This window comes from Mycobacterium sp. 852002-50816_SCH5313054-b (assembly GCF_001667185.1).
Lineage (GTDB): Bacteria > Actinomycetota > Actinomycetes > Mycobacteriales > Mycobacteriaceae > Mycobacterium.
The window spans coordinates 1-21,617 of record NZ_LZIC01000011.1 but is presented as its reverse complement, the minus strand read 5'-3'; the positions used below and the strand labels follow the sequence as shown (position 1 = coordinate 21,617).

The window sequence follows — 21,617 nt, the reverse complement described above, 5'->3', positions numbered from 1 at the left end:
TCCTTCGGGTACCTTCGCCGAAGGATTTTTGTTGAGCACAGGCTGGACACCTCGGCCGTAAGGAGACCTCGACCATGGGCCCAAAGCCATTCAAGCCGTCGATCGACTGGGCGACGGCACCCATGGATTCGCTGCGCTGGATCGCCATCGCGTGGGCGATCGGGGCCGTGTGCCTGCTGGCGGTGCTCGTCGCATTCCGGTTTCTGACACCGTGGGGCCGGCAGTTCTGGCGGATCACCCGCGGATATTTCGTCGGCCCGGCGAGCATCAAGGTGTGGCTGATGCTCGCCGTGCTGTTGCTCTCGGTGCTCCTGTCGGTGCGTCTCACGGTGTTGCTCAGCTATCAGGGCAATGACCTCTACACCGGGGTGCAGAAAGCGGTCCAGGGCATCGCGGCGGACGACGACAACGTGAAACAGTCAGGGATTCATGGCTTTTGGATGTCGATCGCCATCTTTTCCGTGCTGGCGACCCTGTATGTCATCCGGTTCATGATCGACATCTATCTGACCCAGCGGTTCATCATTGCCTGGCGCATCTGGCTGACCGCCCACCTCACCGATGACTGGCTGGACGGCAAGGCCTATTACCGGGACCTGTTCATCGACAACACCATCGACAACCCGGATCAGCGCATCCAGCAGGACGTCGACATCTTCACCGCCAATGCCGGAGGCACCCCGAACATCCCGTCGAACGGGACGGGCAGCACGTTGCTGTTCGGGGCCGTCAACGCGGTGGCCTCGGTGATCTCGTTCACGGCGATCCTGTGGCAGCTCTCAGGGGATCTGGATGTGTTCGGCCTGGTGCTGCCGCGGGCGATGTTCTGGACGGTCCTCGTCTACGTGCTGGTCGCGACCCTGGTCGCGATCTGGTTGGGCCATCCGCTGATCCAGCTGAGCTTCAACAACGAGAAACTCAACGCCGCATTCCGTTATGCCCTGGTGCGGTTGCGCGACGCTGCCGAGGCGGTGGGTTTCTATCGCGGTGAACGCGTCGAGCGCGCGCAGCTCTGGCGGCGCTTCACGCCGATCATCGGCAACTACCGCAAGTTCGTGCGCCGCACGATCATCTTCAACGGGTGGAACTGGTCGGTGTCGCAGATCATTGTTCCGCTGCCGTGGGTGATTCAGGCGCCCCGGCTGTTCGCGGGCCGGATCGACTTCGGCGATGTCGGTCAGAGCGCGACCGCCTTTGGCAATATTCAGGATTCGCTGTCGTTCTTCCGCAACAACTACGACGCGTTCGCGGCCTTCCGGGCGGCGATCATCCGGTTGCACGGGCTGGTCGACGCCAATACTCAGGGCCGCGCGCTGCCGACCATTCTGGTCAAGCCGAGCGAGGAGGCGACGGTCGAGCTGCGTGGTATCGAGGTGCGCACGCCGGGCGGCGACCAACTGATCGATCCGCTCGATGTGCACTTGGACGAGGGTGACGCACTCGTGATCACCGGGCGCTCCGGCGCCGGAAAGACCACGCTGCTGCGCAGCCTGGCCGAACTGTGGCCCTACGCCTCGGGGACGCTCTGCCGACCCGACGGCGACAACGCGACGATGTTCCTGTCGCAGTTGCCCTACGTGCCGCTGGGCAATCTGCGCACGGTCGTCTGCTACCCGAACTCGCCGGACGAGGTCTCCGACGATGCGCTCCGCGACGTATTGACCAAAGTGGCCCTCGCGCCACTGATTGGCCGGCTCGACGAAGAGCAGGACTGGGCCAAGGTGCTTTCCCCCGGTGAGCAGCAGCGGGTTGCATTCGCGCGCATCCTGCTCACCAAGCCGAAGGCCGTCTTCCTCGATGAGGCCACCTCGGCGCTGGACGAGGGGCTCGAATTCGCGCTCTATCAGCTGGTGCGCACCGAAATGCCGGACACCGTCCTGGTCAGTGTGAGCCACCGGCCCACCGTCGAACAGCACCACGACCAACAGCTCCACCTGCTGGGCGGCGGCGAATGGCGGCTGGGCCCGGTCGAGAAGGCGCCGGCGCCGGTTTAGCCGGCGCCTCGGGCCGCGTGCGCTCCGGCGCGGCGACCGAAGAATGAACCCTCCCCAAGTTGCGTGCCGCTGGCATAACCCTTGCCGTCCTGGGCGATGTTGGACGCGCACGCCCCCACCGCGTACAGGCCGGGCACCGCCGAGCCGTCCTCGCGCAGCACCTGGCCGTCCACGGAGGTGGCCAGCCCGCCGACGGTGAAACCGGCGTACATCGCCTTGCCCAATGACATGTCGAACGCGCCCCACGGCCCCTTGTCTTGCGCCGCAAGGAATTCCGGTTGCTTGTGGAAGTCGGGGTCCTCCCCGCGCGCGGCATGGGTGTTGTAGCGCTCCAGCGTCGCGACCAGGTTGCCTCGTGGGATGCCGAGAGCGGCTTCCATCTCGGGGACGGTCTCCCAGCCGTCGATCAGTGGCACCAGCGGCATCTTGGGATGCTCCAGGTGCGCCTCGTCGACGATCAAAAACGCCGCACTGTCCGGCTGATCCATGATGAAGCCGGCGGTCCGGGAGTGGTAGCAGTCCTCGGCGACGAACCGTTGGCCCAGCTTGTTCACGATGATCCCGGTCAGCAGGATCGACGGCGGGTACGGCGGAGCCGTGATGAAGATTTGATCCATGTGCTGGGTGGCGCCGCCGGCCGATTCCCCCATCCGGATGCCCAGGCCGTCGTCATAGGTGTTGCCGAGCACGAACGGCTTCTCCCCCAGCTTCGGGGTGTACTTGGCTACCATCTCCGGATTCATCACGAATCCCCCGGCAGCGATGATCACCGAGTTTGCCTTGATCGCACCGGTTTCGGTGAAGTGCTTCCAGGCCACGCCGGTCACCGCGCCGGAATCGTCCGCGATGAGCTGGGTGGCGCCGGTCTCGTAGCGGACTTGCACGCCGAGGCTCGCGGCGCGCTTGAGAAGCAGGTCGATCACCATGCTGGCACCGCCGGTGTCGCCCGGTACGGGCACCTTGTGGCCGCGCGGCGCCGGCACGGCCTTGTCCAGGAAGGGCCACACCTTCTCGTTGCCGGTGAACATCAGCCCCTCGGTGTTGGGCTGGATCACCGCCTTGCCCGGGAAGTAGCTGCGCTCGAACTGAAAGCCCAAGTCTTCCAGCCAATCGAAGTGCTCGACGCTGCCCTCGCAATACGCGCGAATCTTGGCGTGGTCGGGCTGCCGCGACACGGCGACCAAATACTTGTACATCTCTTCCGGCGAATCGGGATGCCCGGTCGCCTGCTGCACCGCGGTCCCGCCCCCGAGGTAAAAGTGGCCTCCCGCAAGGGAAGTGGTGCCGCCCGCAGCGGCCGCACGCTCGAGCACCAGCACCCGCGCGCCCGCGGCGGCCGCACTGACCGCCGCGCATCCGCCAGCGATGCCGAAACCGATCACCACGACATCGACGTCGTCCGACCACGACGCCACCGTGTCCGCATCGATCGTCGTGGGGATCTCGGTGCTCACCTTTGCTCCTGTTTGATGTAGTCGTAGAAGGCCCTCATCTCGGGCGCGATGTAGGCGATTTCAAGAAACGGCACTCCCGCCTGCCGCGCCGACACGTAGGCGAATTGGATGCCGCCGGCCATCATGCCCTGCTGCACGACCGGCGCCCCCTGGCCCGCGGCCTCGGCCAACGCCGCGTCGAACTGTTCGGGGCTGGCCGCCTCCACGCAGATGTGGTGCAACCCCGCCCCCGATTCCCGGAGGAAGTCACTATAGATGTTCTCCCCGCGGACCGGTTGGATCAGCTCCAGTTGCATGTCCCCGAGGTAGCTCAGGGAGATGCTGGCGACGAAATCGGCCGGCTTGCCGAGATAGCTGCACGTCTCCGGAGCAAAGTGCACGTCGGGTATCCGCACCCACTTCCGAACGCCTAACAGGCCGGTGAGGGCCGTTTCGGTGGCGTCCAGGTCCGGGGTGACCCATGCGATCTGCGTCGGCGTTTGAGGAGGAGGGGGCATCGTCTCGCAGAATAGCCCAGGACGGCGGCGGCCAGAAAGGGCCAACGAAACTTTGCCGTGAGCGGCCGCCTCAGGCCTGCAACGGCGTAGTGAACACGTTCTAATTCGCCGCCGGTCAATGCTGGCTCAACACGTCGACCAGCAGCCGAAGCTGCGTGTCGAACACCGCCGATGGGTCGGTCAGGGTATCGGCGCCGTATTGCCCGAACACCTCGAGGCTGATGGCGCCGAGCACGCCGGCCCATAACAGAAAGCACTTGGCGATGACCTGGTCGTCCCCCGGAAAACCGAACTCGTGGCGAATGCGTTCGAAGTCCGACGACATCGGTTGTGGCGCAAGGTCATTGGTCAACCGAATGTCCCCGGTGGCGATTCCGGAGGCGACGGCGTCGAAGATGGCTCCCACCACGCGGGTGCCTGCCGGGACCGTGCGCTCCGCGGGCGCGTGATACCCGGGCACCGGGCTGCCGTAGAGCAGTGCCCACTGGGCCGGATGGGCGACGGCCCACCGCCGCGCCGCCCGCGCGATGGCGATGACATCGTCGCTCCACAGGTCGCCCACCGTCTCGCGGGCCCGGTCCACGGCGTCGGCGAGGTCGGAATACGCGTCGATCAGCAGCAAGGTCAGCAACTCGTCGCGGCTGGACACGTACCGGTACACGGCCGAGGACACCATGCCCAAATCGCGGGCGATGGCACGCACCGACAACCCCGCCGCACCGCGATCCACCAACTGGCGACGGCCCAGTTCGACGATCCGCGCCTCGATGTGCTCCCGCGATTCCTGGCGTTTGCCCACGTGACCAGTCTCGCACAACCGAGATCACCGCTCTTGCTTTTTGTCGGGGGCTGTGGCAGCGTGTCGGACAAGGAGAGCACCGCTCTCGCGATGCTTCGAGAGGAGTCACCATGGCCACGCGCTACGAAGAACCGAACCGGGCGGCCCGCGCCGCCAACACCGTGATCCGCTGGCTTGCCGAGCTGGGAATCAGCATCGCCGGGACCCGGGCGTTGCGCGTGCGTGGCCGTAAAAGCGGAAAACCGCGGGCGGTGGTGATCAACCTGTTGACCGTCGGCGGTGTCGACTATCTCGTGTCACCGCGGGGGAACACGCAGTGGGCGCGCAACGTCAGGGCCGCGGGCGTCATCGAGGTCGGCCCGCGCTGGCGCAGGCGACGCGCCCGGGTCAGCGAGGTCGACGACGCCGCCAAGCCCGAACTGCTGAGGCGCTATCTGGCGCGGTGGTACTGGCAGGTCAAGGAGTATGTCGGCGGCCTGACGCCGGACTCCACCGATGAGCAGCTGCTCGCCGGCGCGCCGGCGATCCCCGTGTTCGTGCTCGCACCCGCCGGGTAGGACGCGTCAACGCGGGTTGGTCGTCGAACCGAGGTCCTGACGGACCTGGTCGGAGGCGGCCCGCCACGACACCGCCGCCGGCAGGTCTCCCCACACGCTGTTGAAAATTCCGACGATCTCCCCCGGCCCGCCGTTGGGTGCCAGGTACACCGGTCCCCCGGAGTCGCCCCGCTGGCTCTGGACGCCGTGCGACATGGTGAACCACCCGTTGTTCACGCTTTCCACGGTCCCGCACGTCTCACCGGTGATGACGCCGAAATGGCACACCGCTTCGCCCGGCTGCAGCGTCGCGGCGGGGTTGGATTCCAGCGGACGCCCGCCCGGCAGGACGTTGTTGGCCGTGACGCCGCTGTCCAGCACGATCGCCTCGTAGTCGTTGATCACCTGGTCGGTGGCCACGGTGGTGCCGCTCGGCGTGTTGTCGCGGAAAGTGGCGAGGCGGCCGATGACGTTGTGTTCCCGGTCGTAAACGACCCCGCTACCCCGGCAATGCCCAGCGGTGAACGCGATCTTCAGCGCCGGGTCGACGTAGCCCAGCGTGCACACACGGTTGTCCTGATGGATTTCCATCCCGGGAAATACCACCGGGTCCGCTTTGGCGGGCACCGGCGGTAGCCACGATGCCAGGGCCGCAACGGAAGCCGACGCGGCGAATGCGCGCATTACCAGGCGGTGCACCATGAGCCCCCATCCGTCCGTGAAGAATGCCGATCCGAAGGGTGACGTTACGACTTAGTCTCACCCCTCGTTGATCTTTTCGCACGTGACGGCGCTGGCGTTACCCGGGCGTGACCAACGAGACGGCGCCGGCGGGCCGGCTCGCCGCGCGCGGGGCCCACCCCGGGGGCCCGAAGACGAAGCCCAGCCGATCGCGCAGGCGCTTTGCCGATCGCCAGTCGCGGGCGATGGCAACATATTCGTGGGTCTGCAGCTTCCAGATGTTGAACGTGTCGACCTGCTTGGTGAGGCCGTAATGGGGGCGGAACAGCTCGGGCTGGAAGCTGCCGAACAGCCGGTCCCAGATGATCAGGATGCCGCCGTAGTTCTTGTCCAGATACAACGCGTCCATGCCGTGGTGTACGCGGTGATGCGACGGGGTGTTGAAGACGAATTCGACGGGCCGCGGCAGCGTGCCGATGCGCTCGGTGTGGATCCAGAACTGGTAGATCAGGTTCAGCGACCAGCTGAAGTACACCATCCAGGGCGGGAGCCCCAGCAGCGGCAAGGGGGCCCACATCAGGATCTCGCCGCTGTTGTTCCACTTCTGGCGCACCGCCGTGGCGAGGTTGTAGTACTGGCTGGAGTGGTGGGCCTGGTGCGTCGCCCAGATCAGCCGGACCCGGTGGGCCATGCGGTGGTAGCCGTAGTACAGCAGGTCGACGCCGACGAGCGCGACGACCCAGGTGTACCACTTGGCCGGCGAAAGGTGCCAGGGCGCCACATAGGCATAGATCGCGGTATAACCCAGTAGGGCCAGGGCCTTCCAGCCGGCGCTGGTGGCTATCGAGACCAGGCCCATCGAGACGCTGGTCCAGGAATCGCGGGTCAGATACGCGCCCAAAGGTGGCCGTGGCGTGCCCGACTCCGCTGCCTCGATGCGTTGCAGCTTGCGGGCCGCGGTCCACTCGAGGGTCAGCAATAACAGGAAAAACGGAATGGCGAACAGCACGGGATCTCGCATCTGCGGTGGCAGCGCGAACCAGACCCCGGTGAGAGCATTCACACGGATAGATTACGTCCACCGGCCGATGCCGGTAACGGCCCGTACCAAAGAGGTGTTGAGCACGTGACGGCGGTGGTGGTGATCGGCTCCGGGTTTGCGGGGCTGTGGGCGGCACTCGGCGCCGCCCGGCGCCTCGACGAGCTCGGCGTGCCGGCGGGCACGGTCGACATCACCGTGTTGAGCGCCCAGCCCTTCCACGACATCCGGGTGCGCAACTACGAGACCGACTTGAGCGCCTGCCGCATCCCACTCGCCGACCTCCTCGATCCCGTCGGCGTCGCGCACGTCGCCGCCGAAGTGACCGCCATCGACACCGGCGCCCGCTCGGTCGCCACAACGGGCGGTGCGCTGTTCGGCTATGACCGGCTGGTGCTGGCGTCGGGTAGCCACGTCCTCAAACCCGGCATACCGGGCCTGCGGGAGTTCGGCTTCGACGTCGACACCCACGATGGGGCGCTGGCGCTGCAGCGCCACCTGAGCAAGCTTGCCGACGGCGCGCCGGCGCCGGCGGCCGCCTCCGTCGTGGTGGTCGGGGCCGGGCTGACCGGCGTCGAGGCGGCCTGCGAACTGCCAAAGCGGTTGCGCACCTTGTTCTCTCGCGGAAATGTCACCCCGCAGGTGATTCTGATCGACCGCAACGCCGCGGTGGGGTCCGACATGGGTACCCAAGCGCGTCCGGCGATCGAAGAAGCCCTGTTGCGCAACGGCGTTGAGATTCGGACGGCGGTCGGCGTCACGGAGGTCACGCGGCGCGGGGTGTCGCTGTCCTCGGGCGAACGGCTCGAGGCGGCCACGGTGGTGTGGTGCGCGGGCATGCGGGCCAGCTCGATGACCGAGCAGCTACCGGTGCCGCGCGACCGGCTGGGCCGGGTGCAGGTCGACGACTACCTGCGCGTGGTCGGCGTGCCCTCGGTCTTCGCCGCGGGTGACGTGGCCGCGGCCCGCATGGACGACGAGCATCTGTCGGTGATGTCGTGTCAACACGGGCGCCCGATGGGCCGTTATGCCGGCTACAACGTCATCAGCGACCTGCTCGGCGAGCCGATGCTGGCCCTTCGAATACCTTGGTACGTCACGGTTCTCGATCTGGGTCCGGCCGGTGCCGTCTACACCGAAGGGTGGGACCGGGTGGTGGTCTCGACGGGCGCGCAGGCCAAGGCCACCAAGCAGACGATCAATACCCGCCGGATTTACCCGCCGCTGACCCGCGACCGCGCCGAGCTGCTGGCGGCCGCCGCGCCTGAGCTGCAGGCCCGTCCCTGATCGGGTCAGTCCGACTGCACTTGATCGCCGGCGTACCAGTGCACCGCCCGCACGCCCGGCTGCAGCGACAGTTCCGCGACCAATCGCTCCAGCTTGGTCGGCGTGTGGCCGTCCATCAGCAGATGCGCGGTCAACGTGATCTCGTCGTCGCCGGGCGGCCCCGTGTGGATGCCGCGCAACGTCATGTCGTTGCCGCTGGCGTGTTGCACGATCTGCGCGCGGGCGTACTTCTCCGTTTTCGGCCGGCAAAGCACCTGCACCAGGAAGGGCTGCAGGCTTTCGTCTTCATCCTCGGTGTTGTCGCGATCGATCACCCGACCGAGTGGGCGCCCGAACAGGTGAATGGCGATGACGACGCCGGTGCCGATCAACGTGAAGACCAGGTGTCCCGACGCGGCCAGCACACCTATCGCCGCCGAGCACCACAGGGTGGCCGCGGTGTTGAGGCCACGGACATTGACCCCGTCGCGCAGGATCACCCCGCCGCCCAGGAATCCGATGCCGGACACCACATACGACGCGACTCGTGTCGGGCTGGTGTCCTCGGTGGCGGCCGCGTACAGCACGAACAGCGTCGCTCCCGCGGCGACCAGCGCGTTGGTGCGCAGGCCCGCGCGCCGGGCTCGCCATTGCCGCTCCAGGCCGATCAAGGCGCCACAGCCGACCCCGACGGCAAGGCGGAGGGCGAAGTCCGCGACGGTCAACGTCTGCATGGCAGCGCCCTCCTTCCCCGCCCGCGCGCTGGTCGGCGGCAGCTAACCACGCGCAGGTGAACGGCAGGTGGACCCGCGCCAATGCCGTTGCCCGGTGGCCACGCCCACGAAAGGTTGGCTATGCCTTCGAGAGTTGGTGCGGGCAGTAGAACCTCGCGGCGATCATCGCGAAGTTGGACGCGTTCTCCATGTCCATCCCGGGGTTGTGGGTCTTGACGTCGTGGACGAGCTCCAGCCCGGACTCGCCGTTGTTCAGGCAGGTGCACACCGCCTTGCCCGACGTGACCGCCGCGTCGGGACTGGAATAGTGGATGCCGACCTGCTGCAACGCGGCGAGGAATCCCCCGTCGTCACCTTGCGGCGGAGGCGGCGGATCCGCGTATGCGGGCGCGGCGAACCCCAGTGCGGCCGCAGCGCCGACGGCTGCCAGTAGCAGTTTCATTTTCCTCACTCTCCCAATCACTTTGCGCCCTAACCCATTTGCGCGTCGGAGGGCAGCACTTGCGGTTTGTCGCCCTTTCTCAGGTGCACCGCGTGAATGCCGGGTTTCTTGGACAGCTGATCGAGCAGGGCGTCCAGCCCCTCTTGATCGACGTTGTGGTGCTGCACGCTTTCGGGCTTCTCGGATATCTGCGCCACCAGGCGCTTGAGGTGCTCCGGCGAGTTGGCGTCTTTGAGCTCCTTGATCGGTTTGACGCGCCCGCGAACCCCGGCACCGCCGACCACCGTGGGGGCCCCCGCGCCGAGCGCACTGCCAAGCATCCCCGCCACGGACATCGAGCTGAGCAGCCCGCCCTCGCCGAGCGCGGCCGCCGGCACCGCGTCGGGCCCGGCGGCCGACAGCGCGGAAGCAACCATCCTGACTGCCGGGGTGGCCGTCGCCCAGCTCGGCGGGACCGACAGGTTGCCGACCAGCGTGCCCGCGTTCCCCATGCCTCCCGACACCGAGTTGAACAGCGTGCCGCGGCCAAAGTTGGCCGCCCCGAGTCCGGCTCCCAGCGCATCTCTCGGCAGCCCGCCCGCCGCTGCTGCGTGCGGAGCGAACTTGAGGAACTGGGATGCGGGCAGGTTGATCAGCAACCCGATGTCGTTGAACCCGGTGGTGAAGCCGAGCGGACCCTTGATGGCGTTGTACAGGGCGGCATATGTCGATGCCCCGCTTGGCCCGAAGACCGAATTCACCAGCCCGTTCATCGTGCTGGTGTAGTCGGTGCTGAGGTTGGCCAATGTCTGCAGCAAGGGGTTGGCCGTTGTCAGCGGTTGGGCCGCCGCCGACACGAGTGAGCCCACGCTGCCGGCCGGAGTGGCGGCGGCCTGGCTAACCGCGGCCGCCTGGCTGGCCAGCCCGCCGGCGTTGGTGATCTGTGGCGCCTCGGTGAACGGTGTCACGTTGGAGGCGGCCGCCGACGAACTGGCGTACGTGTCCATCGCCACGGCGTCCTGCGCCCACATCTCGGCGTACTGGATCTCGGTCGCCGCGATTGCGGCAGTGTTCTGCCCGAAGACGTTGGTTGCCACCAACGACGCCAGTTGGCTGCGGTTGGCGGCGATTTCCTCCGGTGGCACGTGGGCGGCGAATGCGGCCTCATAGGCGGTCGCCGCCGCGGTGGCCTGGGTTGCGGCTTCGGCGGCCTGCGCGGCGGTGGCCTGCATCCAGCTCAGGTAGGGCGTGACGGCCGCGGCCATGCTGACCGACGATGGGCCCGTCCACATCCCGGTGGTCAGGCCGTCGATCACCGAGGAATAGGAGGAGACCGTCGACTGCAATTCGCTGGCCAGCCCCTCCCACGCTGCAGCGGCCGCCCGCATCGACGCCGAACCGGGGCCGGCGTACATCCTGCCCGAATTGAACTCCGGCGGAAAAGCTGCGTAAAACATCGTCTAGTCCCCTTGCCTGGTCAAGCACACCTGCGTGGTGCGGGCCACTGCGGATTTCATCGCGGTCATTCGTCGAGCGCCGGGATCACGATGATGGTGGCTGTGCCGGCGTCCGCCGCGACCACACCGCCCAGCGAACCGGCCGCGCTGCCGCCGGTGGAGCCGACCCCGGCCGCGGCCACCGCCCGCCCTGCCAGACTGGACAGTGCCATCTGGCTGAACACGCCTTCCTCGCCGACGAGTGAGGCGGCGGCCGGCGCGGCCGCATTGGCCGGCAGCACTTGCGCGAGCGTTCTGATCGCCGGGGCCGCCTGGGTCCAGCCCTGCGGCACGGACATGCTCCCGACGAGCGCGGCTTTGCCCATCGCCCCGGACGCCGGTGCTCCCCCCATCGCGGAGCTCAAGTGGGTGGTGGCGCCGCTGGCCAGGGGCGCCAGCGCCCCGGTGATGGGTTTCACGGTGTTGAACGCCGCGAGGCCTTGGCCGTTCTGCGCGTAGGAGTAAACCTGGCCGAAGGACAGGAACGGACCGCCCGGTATGGAGGTCAAGCCCTGCAGGGAGTACGGCCCGGAGGCGACGGTTGACATGATCGTGTTCCAGTTCGCCAGGTCGCCGGAGAGCCCGGCCGGCAGGGATACGTTGGCCAATTGGGGCAACGAAAGTCCCGACAACAGGTTGGTCGACCCCGTCGTCGGCGAGTTCAGCAAGCCGGTGCCGAGGCTCTGCAGCGCGGTCGGCAGCGAGCTGGTGAGCTGGGACAGCTGCGAACCGATGTTCAGGCCGCTCGCGCCGCTGGACTGAGAAACCGCGGCAGCTTGCGCGACAGGTGCGGCGCCACTGGTGGTCTGCGGCGGCTCGGTGAACGGCGTCAGTTGTGACGCGGTCGCCGACGAGGCCGCGTAGGCGTACATGGCGGCGGCATCCTGGGCCCACATCTCGGCGTACTGGGCCTCGGTGGCCGCGATCGCCGGGGTGTTCTGGCCCAGGAAGTTGGTCGCGATCAGCGTCATGAGCAGTGCGCGATTGGCTGCGATCACCGGCGGGGGCACCGTGGCCGCGAACGCCGTCTCGTAGGCACCCGCGGCGATCTTGGCCTGGGTGGCGGCTTCTTCCGCCTGGGCTCCCGTCGCGCCCATCCATGCCACGTACGGGGCGGCCGCCGCCGCCATCGCGATGGACGACGGCCCGGTCCAGGGTCCGGCCGCCAGGCCCTGGATCGTCGCGCCGTAGGCGGCCGCCGTCGACTGCAACTCCGTTGCCAATTCGTCCCAGGCCGCCGCGGCTGCGAGCATCGGCCCCGCCCCGGCGCCGACATACATCCGGCCGGAGTTGATCTCCGGTGGTAGCGCCCCGAAATCGAACATCTATGCCCTCCGGTCCCCTAAGTGGCCGCCATGGTAGGCGCGGCTCGGTAGCTCCGGCCGCAATCGCCCCGTAGCTCTAATGGAATCCATGGAATCCATGGAATCCGTTTCCGGATCCACGGATCGATACGACTTGTTTGACGACAACAGACACCGTTCCGCTAGTGGGAAATGAAGCTGGGCGCGCAACTGCCCTATCGTCGGGCCCCGCTGCCCAATGTCAGGATCATCGTGATCGAAATGTATTTGTCGCGGGTTCCTGGGATGTAAGGCTAACGTAAAAAACATATCTCAAGAGGTCACTGTCGCTGTGAGTACGCTGCTCATCAGCTAACGCCACGCTGGGGTAGAGATCTTCTACAGCGGGCTGTTAGGCGGTCTCCAGCAACCTCTCAGAAATATGCGATAACTTATCATGGCTTGCGCGAACAGCATTAATCGCCGGGCGTTTGACCGGTGCGATTGATAACTGCGATGGAACGCGGTAGCTATTACACGATCGCCAAATTACTTAGTCGCCGCCGACGGTATTACCCCGGCGATATGGACACATTTGCGTTTGCCAATATGTGTCATGATGTAGGTGGTGCGCTGCTCGCTATTCTGGCCGAAGTGCCATTTACGCACAGCCTGAGCGGCGGGCGCCGTCGTTGTCGCCCATGTTGCTGCCGGCGGCCCGCGTCGTTTGCCCGCGTGCGGCGGCATCCCCGAATGGACAGCTGATCGTCATGTGGTGCTCCCCTGAATTTCACCTAGCGTACTCATCGATCGCTGCCAGATCGCTGATTTGCTGCTGGACGTTCTCTGTGAGCCGCACGCAGGCCGTTTGTGGTGCTCAGCGGCACCGCCCGGCTCGTCGCCGCGTCCGCTGTGTGTGTCCGAAAAGTTGCGGAATGCTCAATCCGCCGGTCGACCGGCTGTGAGGTGGCGTACCGTGCTTGCCGCTATCCCGCGGCCGGCGGGCGCGCGACGAAGGTGGGACGGAAGCCGTACTGGGGAACGGCGCGCCCGTACGGTTGTGCGCTCGCCGCCCCGATCGGCATTCCTGGCATGCCGGCCGCCATGGCCGGGGGCGGCACCATCGGCGTGCCGACCAGTGCCGATGCGAGCGGGCCGGCCAGTGGCGCGGGTGCGGTCCAGCTGGGCGGCACCGACATCGCGCCGATGATCGGGGCGCGACCAAGGCCGGCCGAGACCGCGTTGCCGAGACCGCCGACCGGCCCGGCCAGGGCCTCACCGAGCGCGTCGCCGGTGGCCTGCCCGGCCGCGTCGCCCGCGGCTTGCGCGCCCGCCAATCCCAGGAACGGGGCCATGGTGTTGCTGGGCATGTAGAACCCCGAAGAGAAGACAGTGTTCCAGATGTTGGCATTGGGTCCCCACTCCGCCCAGAGATTATCGAGCGTCGACGATCCCGACCCGGACCCCGTCAGCAGGCCCATCATCTCCGCCGCCGGCGAGGAGGACAACGCCGGCGAGGACAGGCCCTGCAGCGTGCCGGGCAACGCCGACATCAGCTGCGACAGCGTGTTCTGCTGGGTCCCGGCCGGGGCGGCCACGGCCTGGGCCACCGCGGTCGACTGCGCGGTCAGCCCGCCGGGGCTGGTGGTCTGGCGCGGCTCGGCGAACTGACTCAATTGCGTGGCGACCGCCGAGGAGGCGGCGTAACCGTACATCGCCGCGGCATCCTGGGCCCACATCTCGGCGTACTGGGCCTCGGTGGCCGCGATCGCCGGGGTGTTCTGGCCCAGGAAGTTGGTCGCGATCAGCGTCATGAGCAGTGCGCGATTGGCTGCGATCACCGGCGGGGGCACCGTGGCCGCGAACGCCGTCTCGTAGGCACCCGCGGCGATCTTGGCCTGGGTGGCGGCTTCTTCCGCCTGGGCTCCCGTCGCGCCCATCCATGCCACGTACGGGGCGGCCGCCGCCGCCATCGCGATGGACGACGGCCCGGTCCAGGGTCCGGCCGCCAGGCCCTGGATCGTCGCGCCGTAGGCGGCCGCCGTCGACTGCAACTCCGTTGCCAATTCGTCCCAGGCCGCCGCGGCTGCGAGCATCGGCCCCGCCCCGGCGCCGACATACATCCGGCCGGAGTTGATCTCCGGTGGTAGCGCCCCGAAATCGAACATCTATGCCCTCCGGTCCCCTAAGTGGCCGCCATGGTAGGCGCGGCTCGGTAGCTCCGGCCGCAATCGCCCCGTAGCTCTAATGGAATCCATGGAATCCATGGAATCCGTTTCCGGATCCACGGATCGATACGACTTGTTTGACGACAACAGACACCGTTCCGCTAGTGGGAAATGAAGCTGGGCGCGCAACTGCCCTATCGTCGGGCCCCGCTGCCCAATGTCAGGATCATCGTGATCGAAATGTATTTGTCGCGGGTTCCTGGGATGTAAGGCTAACGTAAAAAACATATCTCAAGAGGTCACTGTCGCTGTGAGTACGCTGCTCATCAGCTAACGCCACGCTGGGGTAGAGATCTTCTACAGCGGGCTGTTAGGCGGTCTCCAGCAACCTCTCAGAAATATGCGATAACTTATCATGGCTTGCGCGAACAGCATTAATCGCCGGGCGTTTGACCGGTGCGATTGATAACTGCGATGGAACGCGGTAGCTATTACACGATCGCCAAATTACTTAGTCGCCGCCGACGGTATTACCCCGGCGATATGGACACATTTGCGTTTGCCAATATGTGTCATGATGTAGGTGGTGCGCTGCTCGCTATTCTGGCCGAAGTGCCATTTACGCACAGCCTGAGCGGCGGGCGCCGTCGTTGTCGCCCATGTTGCTGCCGGCGGCCCGCGTCGTTTGCCCGCGTGCGGCGGCATCCCCGAATGGACAGCTGATCGTCATGTGGTGCTCCCCTGAATTTCACCTAGCGTACTCATCGATCGCTGCCAGATCGCTGATTTGCTGCTGGACGTTCTCTGTGAGCCGCACGCAGGCCGTTTGTGGTGCTCAGCGGCACCGCCCGGCTCGTCGCCGCGTCCGCTGTGTGTGTCCGAAAAGTTGCGGAATGCTCAATCCGCCGGTCGACCGGCTGTGAGGTGGCGTACCGTGCTTGCCGCTATCCCGCGGCCGGCGGGCGCGCGACGAAGGTGGGACGGAAGCCGTACTGGGGAACGGCGCGCCCGTACGGTTGTGCGCTCGCCGCCCCGATCGGCATTCCTGGCATGCCGGCCGCCATGGCCGGGGGCGGCACCATCGGCGTGCCGACCAGTGCCGATGCGAGCGGGCCGGCCAGTGGCGCGGGTGCGGTCCAGCTGGGCGGCACCGACATCGCGCCGATGATCGGGGCGCGACCAAGGCCGGCCGAGACCGCGTTGCCGAGACCGCCGACCGGCCCGGCCAGGGCCTCACCGAGCGCGTCGCCGGTGGCCTGCCCGGCCGCGTCGCCCGCGGCTTGCGCGCCCGCCAATCCCAGGAACGGGGCCATGGTGTTGCTGGGCATGTAGAACCCCGAAGAGAAGACAGTGTTCCAGATGTTGGCATTGGGTCCCCACTCCGCCCAGAGATTATCGAGCGTCGACGATCCCGACCCGGACCCCGTCAGCAGGCCCATCATCTCCGCCGCCGGCGAGGAGGACAACGCCGGCGAGGACAGGCCCTGCAGCGTGCCGGGCAACGCCGACATCAGCTGCGACAGCGTGTTCTGCTGGGTCCCGGCCGGGGCGGCCACGGCCTGGGCCACCGCGGTCGACTGCGCGGTCAGCCCGCCGGGGCTGGTGGTCTGGCGCGGCTCGGCGAACTGACTCAATTGCGTGGCGACCGCCGAGGAGGCGGCGTAACCGTACATCGCCGCGGCATCCTGGGCCCACATCTCGGCGTACTGGGCCTCGGTGGCCGCGATCGCCGGGGTGTTTTGACCCAGGATGTTGGTGGCGATCAGCGCCATCAGCTGGGTGCGGTTCGCCGCGATCACCGGCGGCGGCACCGTGGCGGCGAACGCGGCCTCATAGGCCGCCGCCGCGGCCTCGGCCTGGGTGGCGGCCTGCTGGGCCTGCTCGGCCGTCACGCTCAACCAGGCCACGTACGGCGCCGCGGCCGACGCCATCGACGCCGACGCCGGGCCGTGCCATTCTTCGCCGGTCAGCGCCGCCAACACTGAGCCATAAGATATTGCGGTGGAACGCATCTCGGCTGCCAGTCCATGCCAGCCGGACGCGGCGGCCAGCATCGGGCCCGAACCCGCCCCGGAATACATCCGACCGGAGTTCACTTCGGGCGGCAGCATCGCGAAGTCCAGGGTCATCTCCCGCCCTCCTCCCAGCTCGCTGTGACATGGGCGTATACACCGAATTGTGTTGCAGTCAAGGCTGATACGCGCGCGTTGATAAACGACATCGGGATTCTCCTCACGGAAAGGGGCCGATCCCGGGGAGTTACTGGCTACTTTCCGGGCACGCCAAAGCCGGAGTCCACGAGGCGAACTCGCGAGAACGAGGCCTGTCGGGGCGAGCCGTTCAGACTGTCAGAAAGGGACCGGGGCCGGATCGAAACGAAATGGTCGATCTGGAATACGGACTATCGTCGGGACTCATTTCGCTCTCACCTCCTCACGGCCTTGGCACACGGGGATGCCGTTGTTGCACAAGCGGAGAGGGGCCAGGGTAGAACTCCCGGACACCGCACCCCTCTCGTCAGAGCTTCGGCACCGCACGGCGTATCCGGCTCGAGTCGAGCTGAAAGCCACTTGGGCTCAACCCTTAATCCGGGAGGAGCTGTCCTGACCCTGGGCGTCTTTCGACGTTCGAGGTCAGTGGCCTGTGTCCGTGCAGACGCCTCACCTAGCGAGGTGCTTGCAGAGGCCATCGTGGCATCCGAGCGCAAGGGCAGTCAAGCTAGCTGCCACCCACTCGGACGAATTCAGCTTCCTTCCCTGGTCATCCGGCCGCCGGCGGGCGCGGCATGACGGTCACGCGGAACCCGTAGCGAGGGCCATGGCCCATGGCGGTTGCTCACCTCGGCGACCTGGGCGCGAGCGAAAAGGCGTGACCGACGAGGTCGGGTGAAGCCCATCGGAGGGCAGGGGCCGTCCTGGCCTCGGGCGGCTTGCGGCGATCTACCTAAATCCCCTTCTCAAGACCGATTTCCGTGGGGAACTGCACTCGGCGATGAGCACGCAAATTGATGTTTGCACCAGGGTCGGCCGGCGGCAACGCGAGGCGCTGAGCCGTCGCCGATTAATAAAAAGCTCATAGAAATTGAATAAAGAACAACCGTGCGGGTTAACTGCTGCGGCTGGGCAGAAGCTTCTATTACCCGGTTTTTTTCTCGGCCACCGCCGCCTTCAGCCCCTCGGCCAGGTCGTCGCGGGTCAGTTCCTTGAACCGGAGCAGTTGGGCCTCGCTGAAGTCGGTGAGATCGCTCGCCAGTACCGCGTCGAGGTCCTCGTCGTCCAGGCGGAAGCTGCGGTGATCGCGGGCCTTCTCCACCACGTTGCGAACGAAGCCGGCATTGCCAAGCGTGTCGATGCCGCGGATCAGGTCCCCGTCTTCCGAAAAGGTCTCGTCGAGGTAGAACTTGGTGTACGACGGCAACAGCACCTCGACCTCGGAGTCGGCGACGATGTCCTCGTTATCGCGCGCCATCAGCTTGGTCAGGGCGATCAGCTCGTCCGGCGTGTAGCTGAAGAACTCGATCACGGTCGAAAAGCGCCGTCGCAGGCCCTGATTCACCTCGAGCATCTTGTCCATGGCCTTGGCATAGCCCGCACCAAAAACCACCAACTCGTCGCGATGGTTCTCCATGTAGAGCAGGAGGGTGTTGATGATCGCGTTGCCGTAGGGGTCGCCCTGGTGATACCCGGTCTCGTGCAGGGTGTGCATCTCGTCGAAGAACACCGCGCCGCCCAACGCGCCCTCGAGCATTTCCTCGGTGTTCTTTTCCGCGTCGGCCATGTACCGGCCCAACAGCTTGGTGCGGCTCGTCTCCACCACTACCGGCTTGCGCAACACCGTCAGCCCGCACAGCTGCTTCGCGAAGGCGCGCGCCACCGACGTCTTGCCGGTCCCGGGGGGCCCCAGCAGCAAGGTGTGGCGCGAGGTCACCGGCACCGGGAGGCCCATCTTTTCCCGCGCCAAGTTCACCTTGGTGGTGGACTTGATGAGCTTGATCTCGCGCTTGGCCCGTTCCATGCCCAGCATCGCGTTGAGCTCGGCGTCGCCTTCGGCCAGGTACTTGGCGGCCTCGTGGGCGTGGCGGGCGGCCTCCGTCTCCGCGCGCGACGGCGCGCTGTCCGGGTCCCAGGGGTCGGTGCGGGCCTCGATCGTCTCCGGATCGGTCAGCACCAGCCGATAGTTGGGGTTGTCGAGCGCTTCTCGGGCCGGGGCGAACTTCGGATCCCGCGAGTACACCCGTCGCAACAGTTCGACGGCCTCCTCCTCGCGGCCGACGTGCCGCAGGCACATGCCCTGCGTATACAGGGCGATGTTGGCCGCCCCGGGAACCCGGTCCCCCTCGACTGCGGCCTCGCCGCGCCGGAAGGCCTCCTCGAAGACGCCCAAGGACGCCAGCGCGGTGGTCGCCATCGCCGCGCCCGCCGCCTTCAGCTCGGGGTGCCGCCAGGTCTTTCCCTCGGGGAACTGCACCAGCACGTCGGGCCAGCGCCCGGTGCGGAAATACAGCACACCCCGCACGTAGTTGACCACTTCCTCGTCAAACGGGTGCCGGGGTTCGACGCCGTCGAGCAGTTTCGCGGCCTCCTGGTACCGTTTCGCCTCGGCGAGGACGGCGGCATAGGCGCATGCCAGCGACTCCACACTGGTGACGGCCAGGCGCAGAAACAACCCGTCGGACACTTCTGGCCGGAACTGCAGATCGGTGACGCCGAGACGGCGGGTTTCCCAGCCGAACGTCCGGACCGAGGCCCACGCGCCGGCAAGCACATCGATGCTCTGGTCCCCCGCCAGCATCCGCGCCAGCCAGCCGTCGCACATTCCCGGATCGAGCGTGGTCGCCGTGGTGAACATCTGCGCAGCCACCTGCGGGTTGTGGCTTGGCTGCAGCCCGTTGACCGATATTCCGGACGCCAGAAGGCCGGCGACCATTGCATTACGGGCGTCCTCGGCGGTGGATTGAGACCGCGTCATTGCGCCGCGGATACGCTCGCTGCGCTCTCCCGAACCTGACCGAGCGACAGCACGAGATCCTCGTCATCGAGCAATGGACGGCTGGGCACGACCAGGAGCGCGCGGGCCGCCGGGGCGGGCAAGCTGGCGCGTACGGCCGCCAGCTGGCGGCCGGTGAGCCGGTTGAGGCCGGACGAAATCTTTCGGGAGAGCCGGCTTTCGCTGTGGTAGCGCACCCACGCCGCCAGCTGGGGCCGGCGGCCGCTGGTGCCGAGCCGCACCGTGATCACGGCGGCCCCGACGTCGGGCAGCAACAAGTTCTCGAGGGTTTCGGTGGAGATGTCCGACGGCGTCAACCAGAAGCTCGTGGCGAACCCGTTGAAGTGCTTGAGGTGCCGCCATCCGGGGCGGCTCCAGGTCGGTTCCAGGTCGGCCAGCACGGCGCTGTCGACCTCGGCGAGCTCGTCGGCCGTCAACGGCCTGGCCGCACACGATTGTCCGTCGAGATCCTGGGCAAGCCGCTCGGTGGCCGCCGCCAACGTCGACACGAGCGAATCGCGGGCCGCCACAGCGGCGACGTTGCGCTGCGGGTTCATCCGCAACACCAGCCAGGTGCGGCGCACGTACGAGGTGGGCTCGTCGCTCACCAGCCCCCACTCTTCGGGCCCCCAGTCATCCAGCTTCGACTTCTCGGCGGCTCTGACCTCGGGGCCGCCGCGGCGGACCTTCATCGAGACGATGTCGATGCCGTCGAGGTGAATATCGAACTGCCGCAAGCCATCAGCGACGGCCTGCACCGGCAGGATGCCGGCCGTCGTCCGGTGCCGGTGGCGCCCGGAGGCGTCCTCCTCCCCGCCGTCGACAGCGATCACGCTCACCAGGTGTCCTTCGTACTGGCGTACGCCGACCGTGTCACGCCCGAAGCGGCGCTGGTGGTCGATCGCGGGCGTGCATCCCGCCGTCAGCGCGGTGCCGGGGTCGGCGGACCAGTCCCACAGCCACGTGGCCAGGCCGGAGGTCACGGTGAGCCCGTGGTGGGTGACGAGCGAGAGCAGCGTCACCATGGACGCCAGGCCCACACCCACCCAGAACGCGATGTGGTGTTCACCCTGCCAGGAGGCCGGGCAGTGGCTGGCCACCAACAGGATCAGGATGACGACGAGAAACACCGCGGTGACGCGCGGCCACGACAAGGACAATCCAAAACTGCGTTGAGCCTTCATTACTATCGCTGCTCCGACCTCATTGCTGCTTGCGTGTTCGCTTGATGAACACCGCGATCCCGAACACGGCGCCGCCGATCAGCAGAGCCGTGGTCAACCCTCCGGCTGCCACCCATATTGGCACCATATCTCGGTGCGGGGCCGGCTTCGGGATGTTCAGTGGCGCCGACAGTTGCTGCGGCGGCTTTGCCGGACCGTCGGGTACATCCCAGGTCAGCGCCGCCACCGGGTCGATCACGCCGTATCCGACCTGGTTGTCCACCCCGCGCGCCGGTGCCCTGGCGGTGCGCTCCAGCCGGTTGATGATCTGGTACGCGGACAGCTGCGGGTATTTGGCGCGAACGAGGGCGGCCACGCCGGACACGATCGCGGTCGAGAAGCTGGTGCCGGCCGGGACCAGCAGCGAGTTGTCCGGGCCGTCGATCGCGTTGATCAGACCGTCGTCCCGGGGCGAGAGCCCGATGACGTCGGTGCCCGGCGCGGCAATGCCAACCCACGGTCCCGCGACACTCGTCGAACCCTGCCCGCCGCCCTGGGTGAGCGGCCGGCCCTCGGTGTCGACCGCGCCGACCGTCAGGACGTAGTCGCTGTACCAGGACGGCGTCACCACCGTGCTGACACCGCTCCAGCCGCGGGGGTCCTTGGGTTGCATGGGATCGAAGGCCGGATTTTGTTTGCAGTCCTTCTTGCTGGTGTCCCCGGCCGCGGCGACGATGACGACGTTTTTGTCGACCGCCGCGTAGCGCACGGCCGCGCCCAGCGTGCGCTGGTCGATGATGTTGCGCGCGCTCATGCAGGTCACGTCGGAAATGTTGATCACCGTGGCGCCCAAGTTCGCGGCGTGCACGATCGCCCGCGCCATGGTCTCGACGTCGTCGATCTTCGCCCGCGTCTGCGGGTCCTCGTCACCGGTGTAGGCGTCCTTGAGGCCGAACGCCTGGCTGGACTGCCGGATCGAAATGATGTCGACCTCCGGGGCGATCCCGCTGTAGGCGTCGGGGGCCTGCGACGACGGGGCTCCCGGCGGCACGGTGACGATTCCCAGCTACTCCGGCGGCCGGCAGGTGATCGGCGTTGAC

General features: G+C 67.1%; 16 protein-coding genes, 1 pseudogene and 1 riboswitch. Of the genes and pseudogenes, 3 read left to right on the top strand and 14 right to left on the bottom strand.

The window, feature by feature from the left end:
* Positions 1 to 74 precede the first annotated feature (74 nt).
* The gene (locus A5787_RS01210) at positions 75 to 1,994 is read left to right on the top strand and encodes an ABC transporter ATP-binding protein/permease (RefSeq protein ID WP_066960441.1); all 1,920 of its coding nucleotides are present in this window, start codon (positions 75 to 77) and stop codon (positions 1,992 to 1,994) included.
* Here A5787_RS01210 and A5787_RS01205 read toward each other — a convergent pair.
* The 3 genes from A5787_RS01205 to A5787_RS01195 form a co-directional block, all read right to left on the bottom strand.
* A complete protein-coding gene (locus A5787_RS01205) occupies positions 1,991 to 3,448 on the bottom strand; it encodes an FAD-binding protein (protein WP_066960438.1) in 1,458 nt (485 codons plus the stop codon). The genes A5787_RS01210 and A5787_RS01205 overlap by 4 nt on opposite strands.
* Positions 3,445 to 3,945 carry a VOC family protein gene (locus A5787_RS01200; RefSeq protein ID WP_066960435.1) on the bottom strand — a complete coding sequence of 167 codons (501 nt, stop codon included), beginning with the start codon at positions 3,943 to 3,945 and terminating at the stop codon, positions 3,445 to 3,447. Before A5787_RS01200 ends, A5787_RS01205 begins: the two co-directional genes overlap by 4 nt.
* A gap of 115 nt (positions 3,946 to 4,060) precedes the next feature.
* Positions 4,061 to 4,744: a TetR/AcrR family transcriptional regulator gene (locus tag A5787_RS01195; protein WP_197506935.1), complete on the bottom strand. Its 684-nt coding sequence runs from the start codon at positions 4,742 to 4,744 to the stop codon at positions 4,061 to 4,063.
* A gap of 110 nt (positions 4,745 to 4,854) precedes the next feature.
* Here A5787_RS01195 and A5787_RS01190 point away from each other — a divergent pair, with 110 nt between their 5' ends.
* Positions 4,855 to 5,301 carry a nitroreductase/quinone reductase family protein gene (locus tag A5787_RS01190; RefSeq protein ID WP_066960429.1) on the top strand — a complete coding sequence of 149 codons (447 nt, stop codon included), beginning with the start codon at positions 4,855 to 4,857 and terminating at the stop codon, positions 5,299 to 5,301.
* Between the two features lie 6 nt (positions 5,302 to 5,307).
* On the opposite strand, the gene A5787_RS01185 is transcribed toward A5787_RS01190, so the two are convergent.
* Both A5787_RS01185 and A5787_RS01180 read right to left on the bottom strand, forming a co-directional pair.
* A complete protein-coding gene (locus tag A5787_RS01185) occupies positions 5,308 to 5,982 on the bottom strand; it encodes a hypothetical protein (protein ID WP_066960425.1) in 675 nt (224 codons plus the stop codon).
* A gap of 97 nt (positions 5,983 to 6,079) precedes the next feature.
* A complete protein-coding gene (locus tag A5787_RS01180; RefSeq protein ID WP_066960423.1) occupies positions 6,080 to 7,024 on the bottom strand; it encodes a sterol desaturase family protein in 945 nt (314 codons plus the stop codon).
* Between the two features lie 63 nt (positions 7,025 to 7,087).
* On the opposite strand from A5787_RS01180, the gene A5787_RS01175 reads away from it, so the two are divergent.
* Entirely contained in the window at positions 7,088 to 8,287 is a 1,200-nt protein-coding gene (locus A5787_RS01175; RefSeq protein WP_066960420.1) for an NAD(P)/FAD-dependent oxidoreductase, read from the top strand.
* Positions 8,288 to 8,292: 5 nt separating this feature from the next.
* Here A5787_RS01175 and A5787_RS01170 read toward each other — a convergent pair whose 3' ends face one another.
* The 9 genes and pseudogenes from A5787_RS01170 to A5787_RS01130 form a co-directional block, all read right to left on the bottom strand.
* Positions 8,293 to 9,000: an MgtC/SapB family protein gene (locus tag A5787_RS01170; RefSeq protein ID WP_066960417.1), complete on the bottom strand. Its 708-nt coding sequence runs from the start codon at positions 8,998 to 9,000 to the stop codon at positions 8,293 to 8,295.
* Positions 9,001 to 9,118: 118 nt separating this feature from the next.
* Positions 9,119 to 9,442 carry a DUF732 domain-containing protein gene (locus A5787_RS01165; RefSeq protein WP_066960414.1) on the bottom strand — a complete coding sequence of 108 codons (324 nt, stop codon included), beginning with the start codon at positions 9,440 to 9,442 and terminating at the stop codon, positions 9,119 to 9,121.
* 29 nt (positions 9,443 to 9,471) lie between these two features.
* A complete protein-coding gene (locus A5787_RS01160; RefSeq protein ID WP_066960411.1) occupies positions 9,472 to 10,878 on the bottom strand; it encodes a PPE family protein in 1,407 nt (468 codons plus the stop codon).
* Positions 10,879 to 10,943: 65 nt separating this feature from the next.
* Complete coding sequence (locus A5787_RS01155) at positions 10,944 to 12,242, bottom strand: PPE family protein (RefSeq protein ID WP_066960408.1); 1,299 nt, start codon at positions 12,240 to 12,242, stop codon at positions 10,944 to 10,946.
* 944 nt (positions 12,243 to 13,186) lie between these two features.
* Positions 13,187 to 14,368, bottom strand: coding sequence for a PPE family protein (locus A5787_RS01150; protein ID WP_066960405.1), 1,182 nt, complete (start codon positions 14,366 to 14,368; stop codon positions 13,187 to 13,189).
* A gap of 944 nt (positions 14,369 to 15,312) precedes the next feature.
* A complete protein-coding gene (locus A5787_RS01145) occupies positions 15,313 to 16,497 on the bottom strand; it encodes a PPE family protein (RefSeq protein ID WP_066960401.1) in 1,185 nt (394 codons plus the stop codon).
* A gap of 373 nt (positions 16,498 to 16,870) precedes the next feature.
* A riboswitch (M-box (ykoK) riboswitch) is annotated at positions 16,871 to 17,047 on the bottom strand.
* 456 nt (positions 17,048 to 17,503) lie between these two features.
* A complete protein-coding gene (gene eccA / locus A5787_RS01140) occupies positions 17,504 to 19,336 on the bottom strand; it encodes a type VII secretion AAA-ATPase EccA (protein WP_066960398.1) in 1,833 nt (610 codons plus the stop codon).
* A complete protein-coding gene (gene eccE / locus A5787_RS01135) occupies positions 19,333 to 20,538 on the bottom strand; it encodes a type VII secretion protein EccE (protein ID WP_066960395.1) in 1,206 nt (401 codons plus the stop codon). The genes eccA and eccE overlap by 4 nt, the downstream gene beginning before the upstream one ends.
* A 19-nt stretch (positions 20,539 to 20,557) precedes the next feature.
* Positions 20,558 to 21,562 (bottom strand): annotated as a pseudogene (locus A5787_RS01130) (S8 family serine peptidase); the annotation flags it as partial.
* Positions 21,563 to 21,617 lie beyond the last annotated feature (55 nt).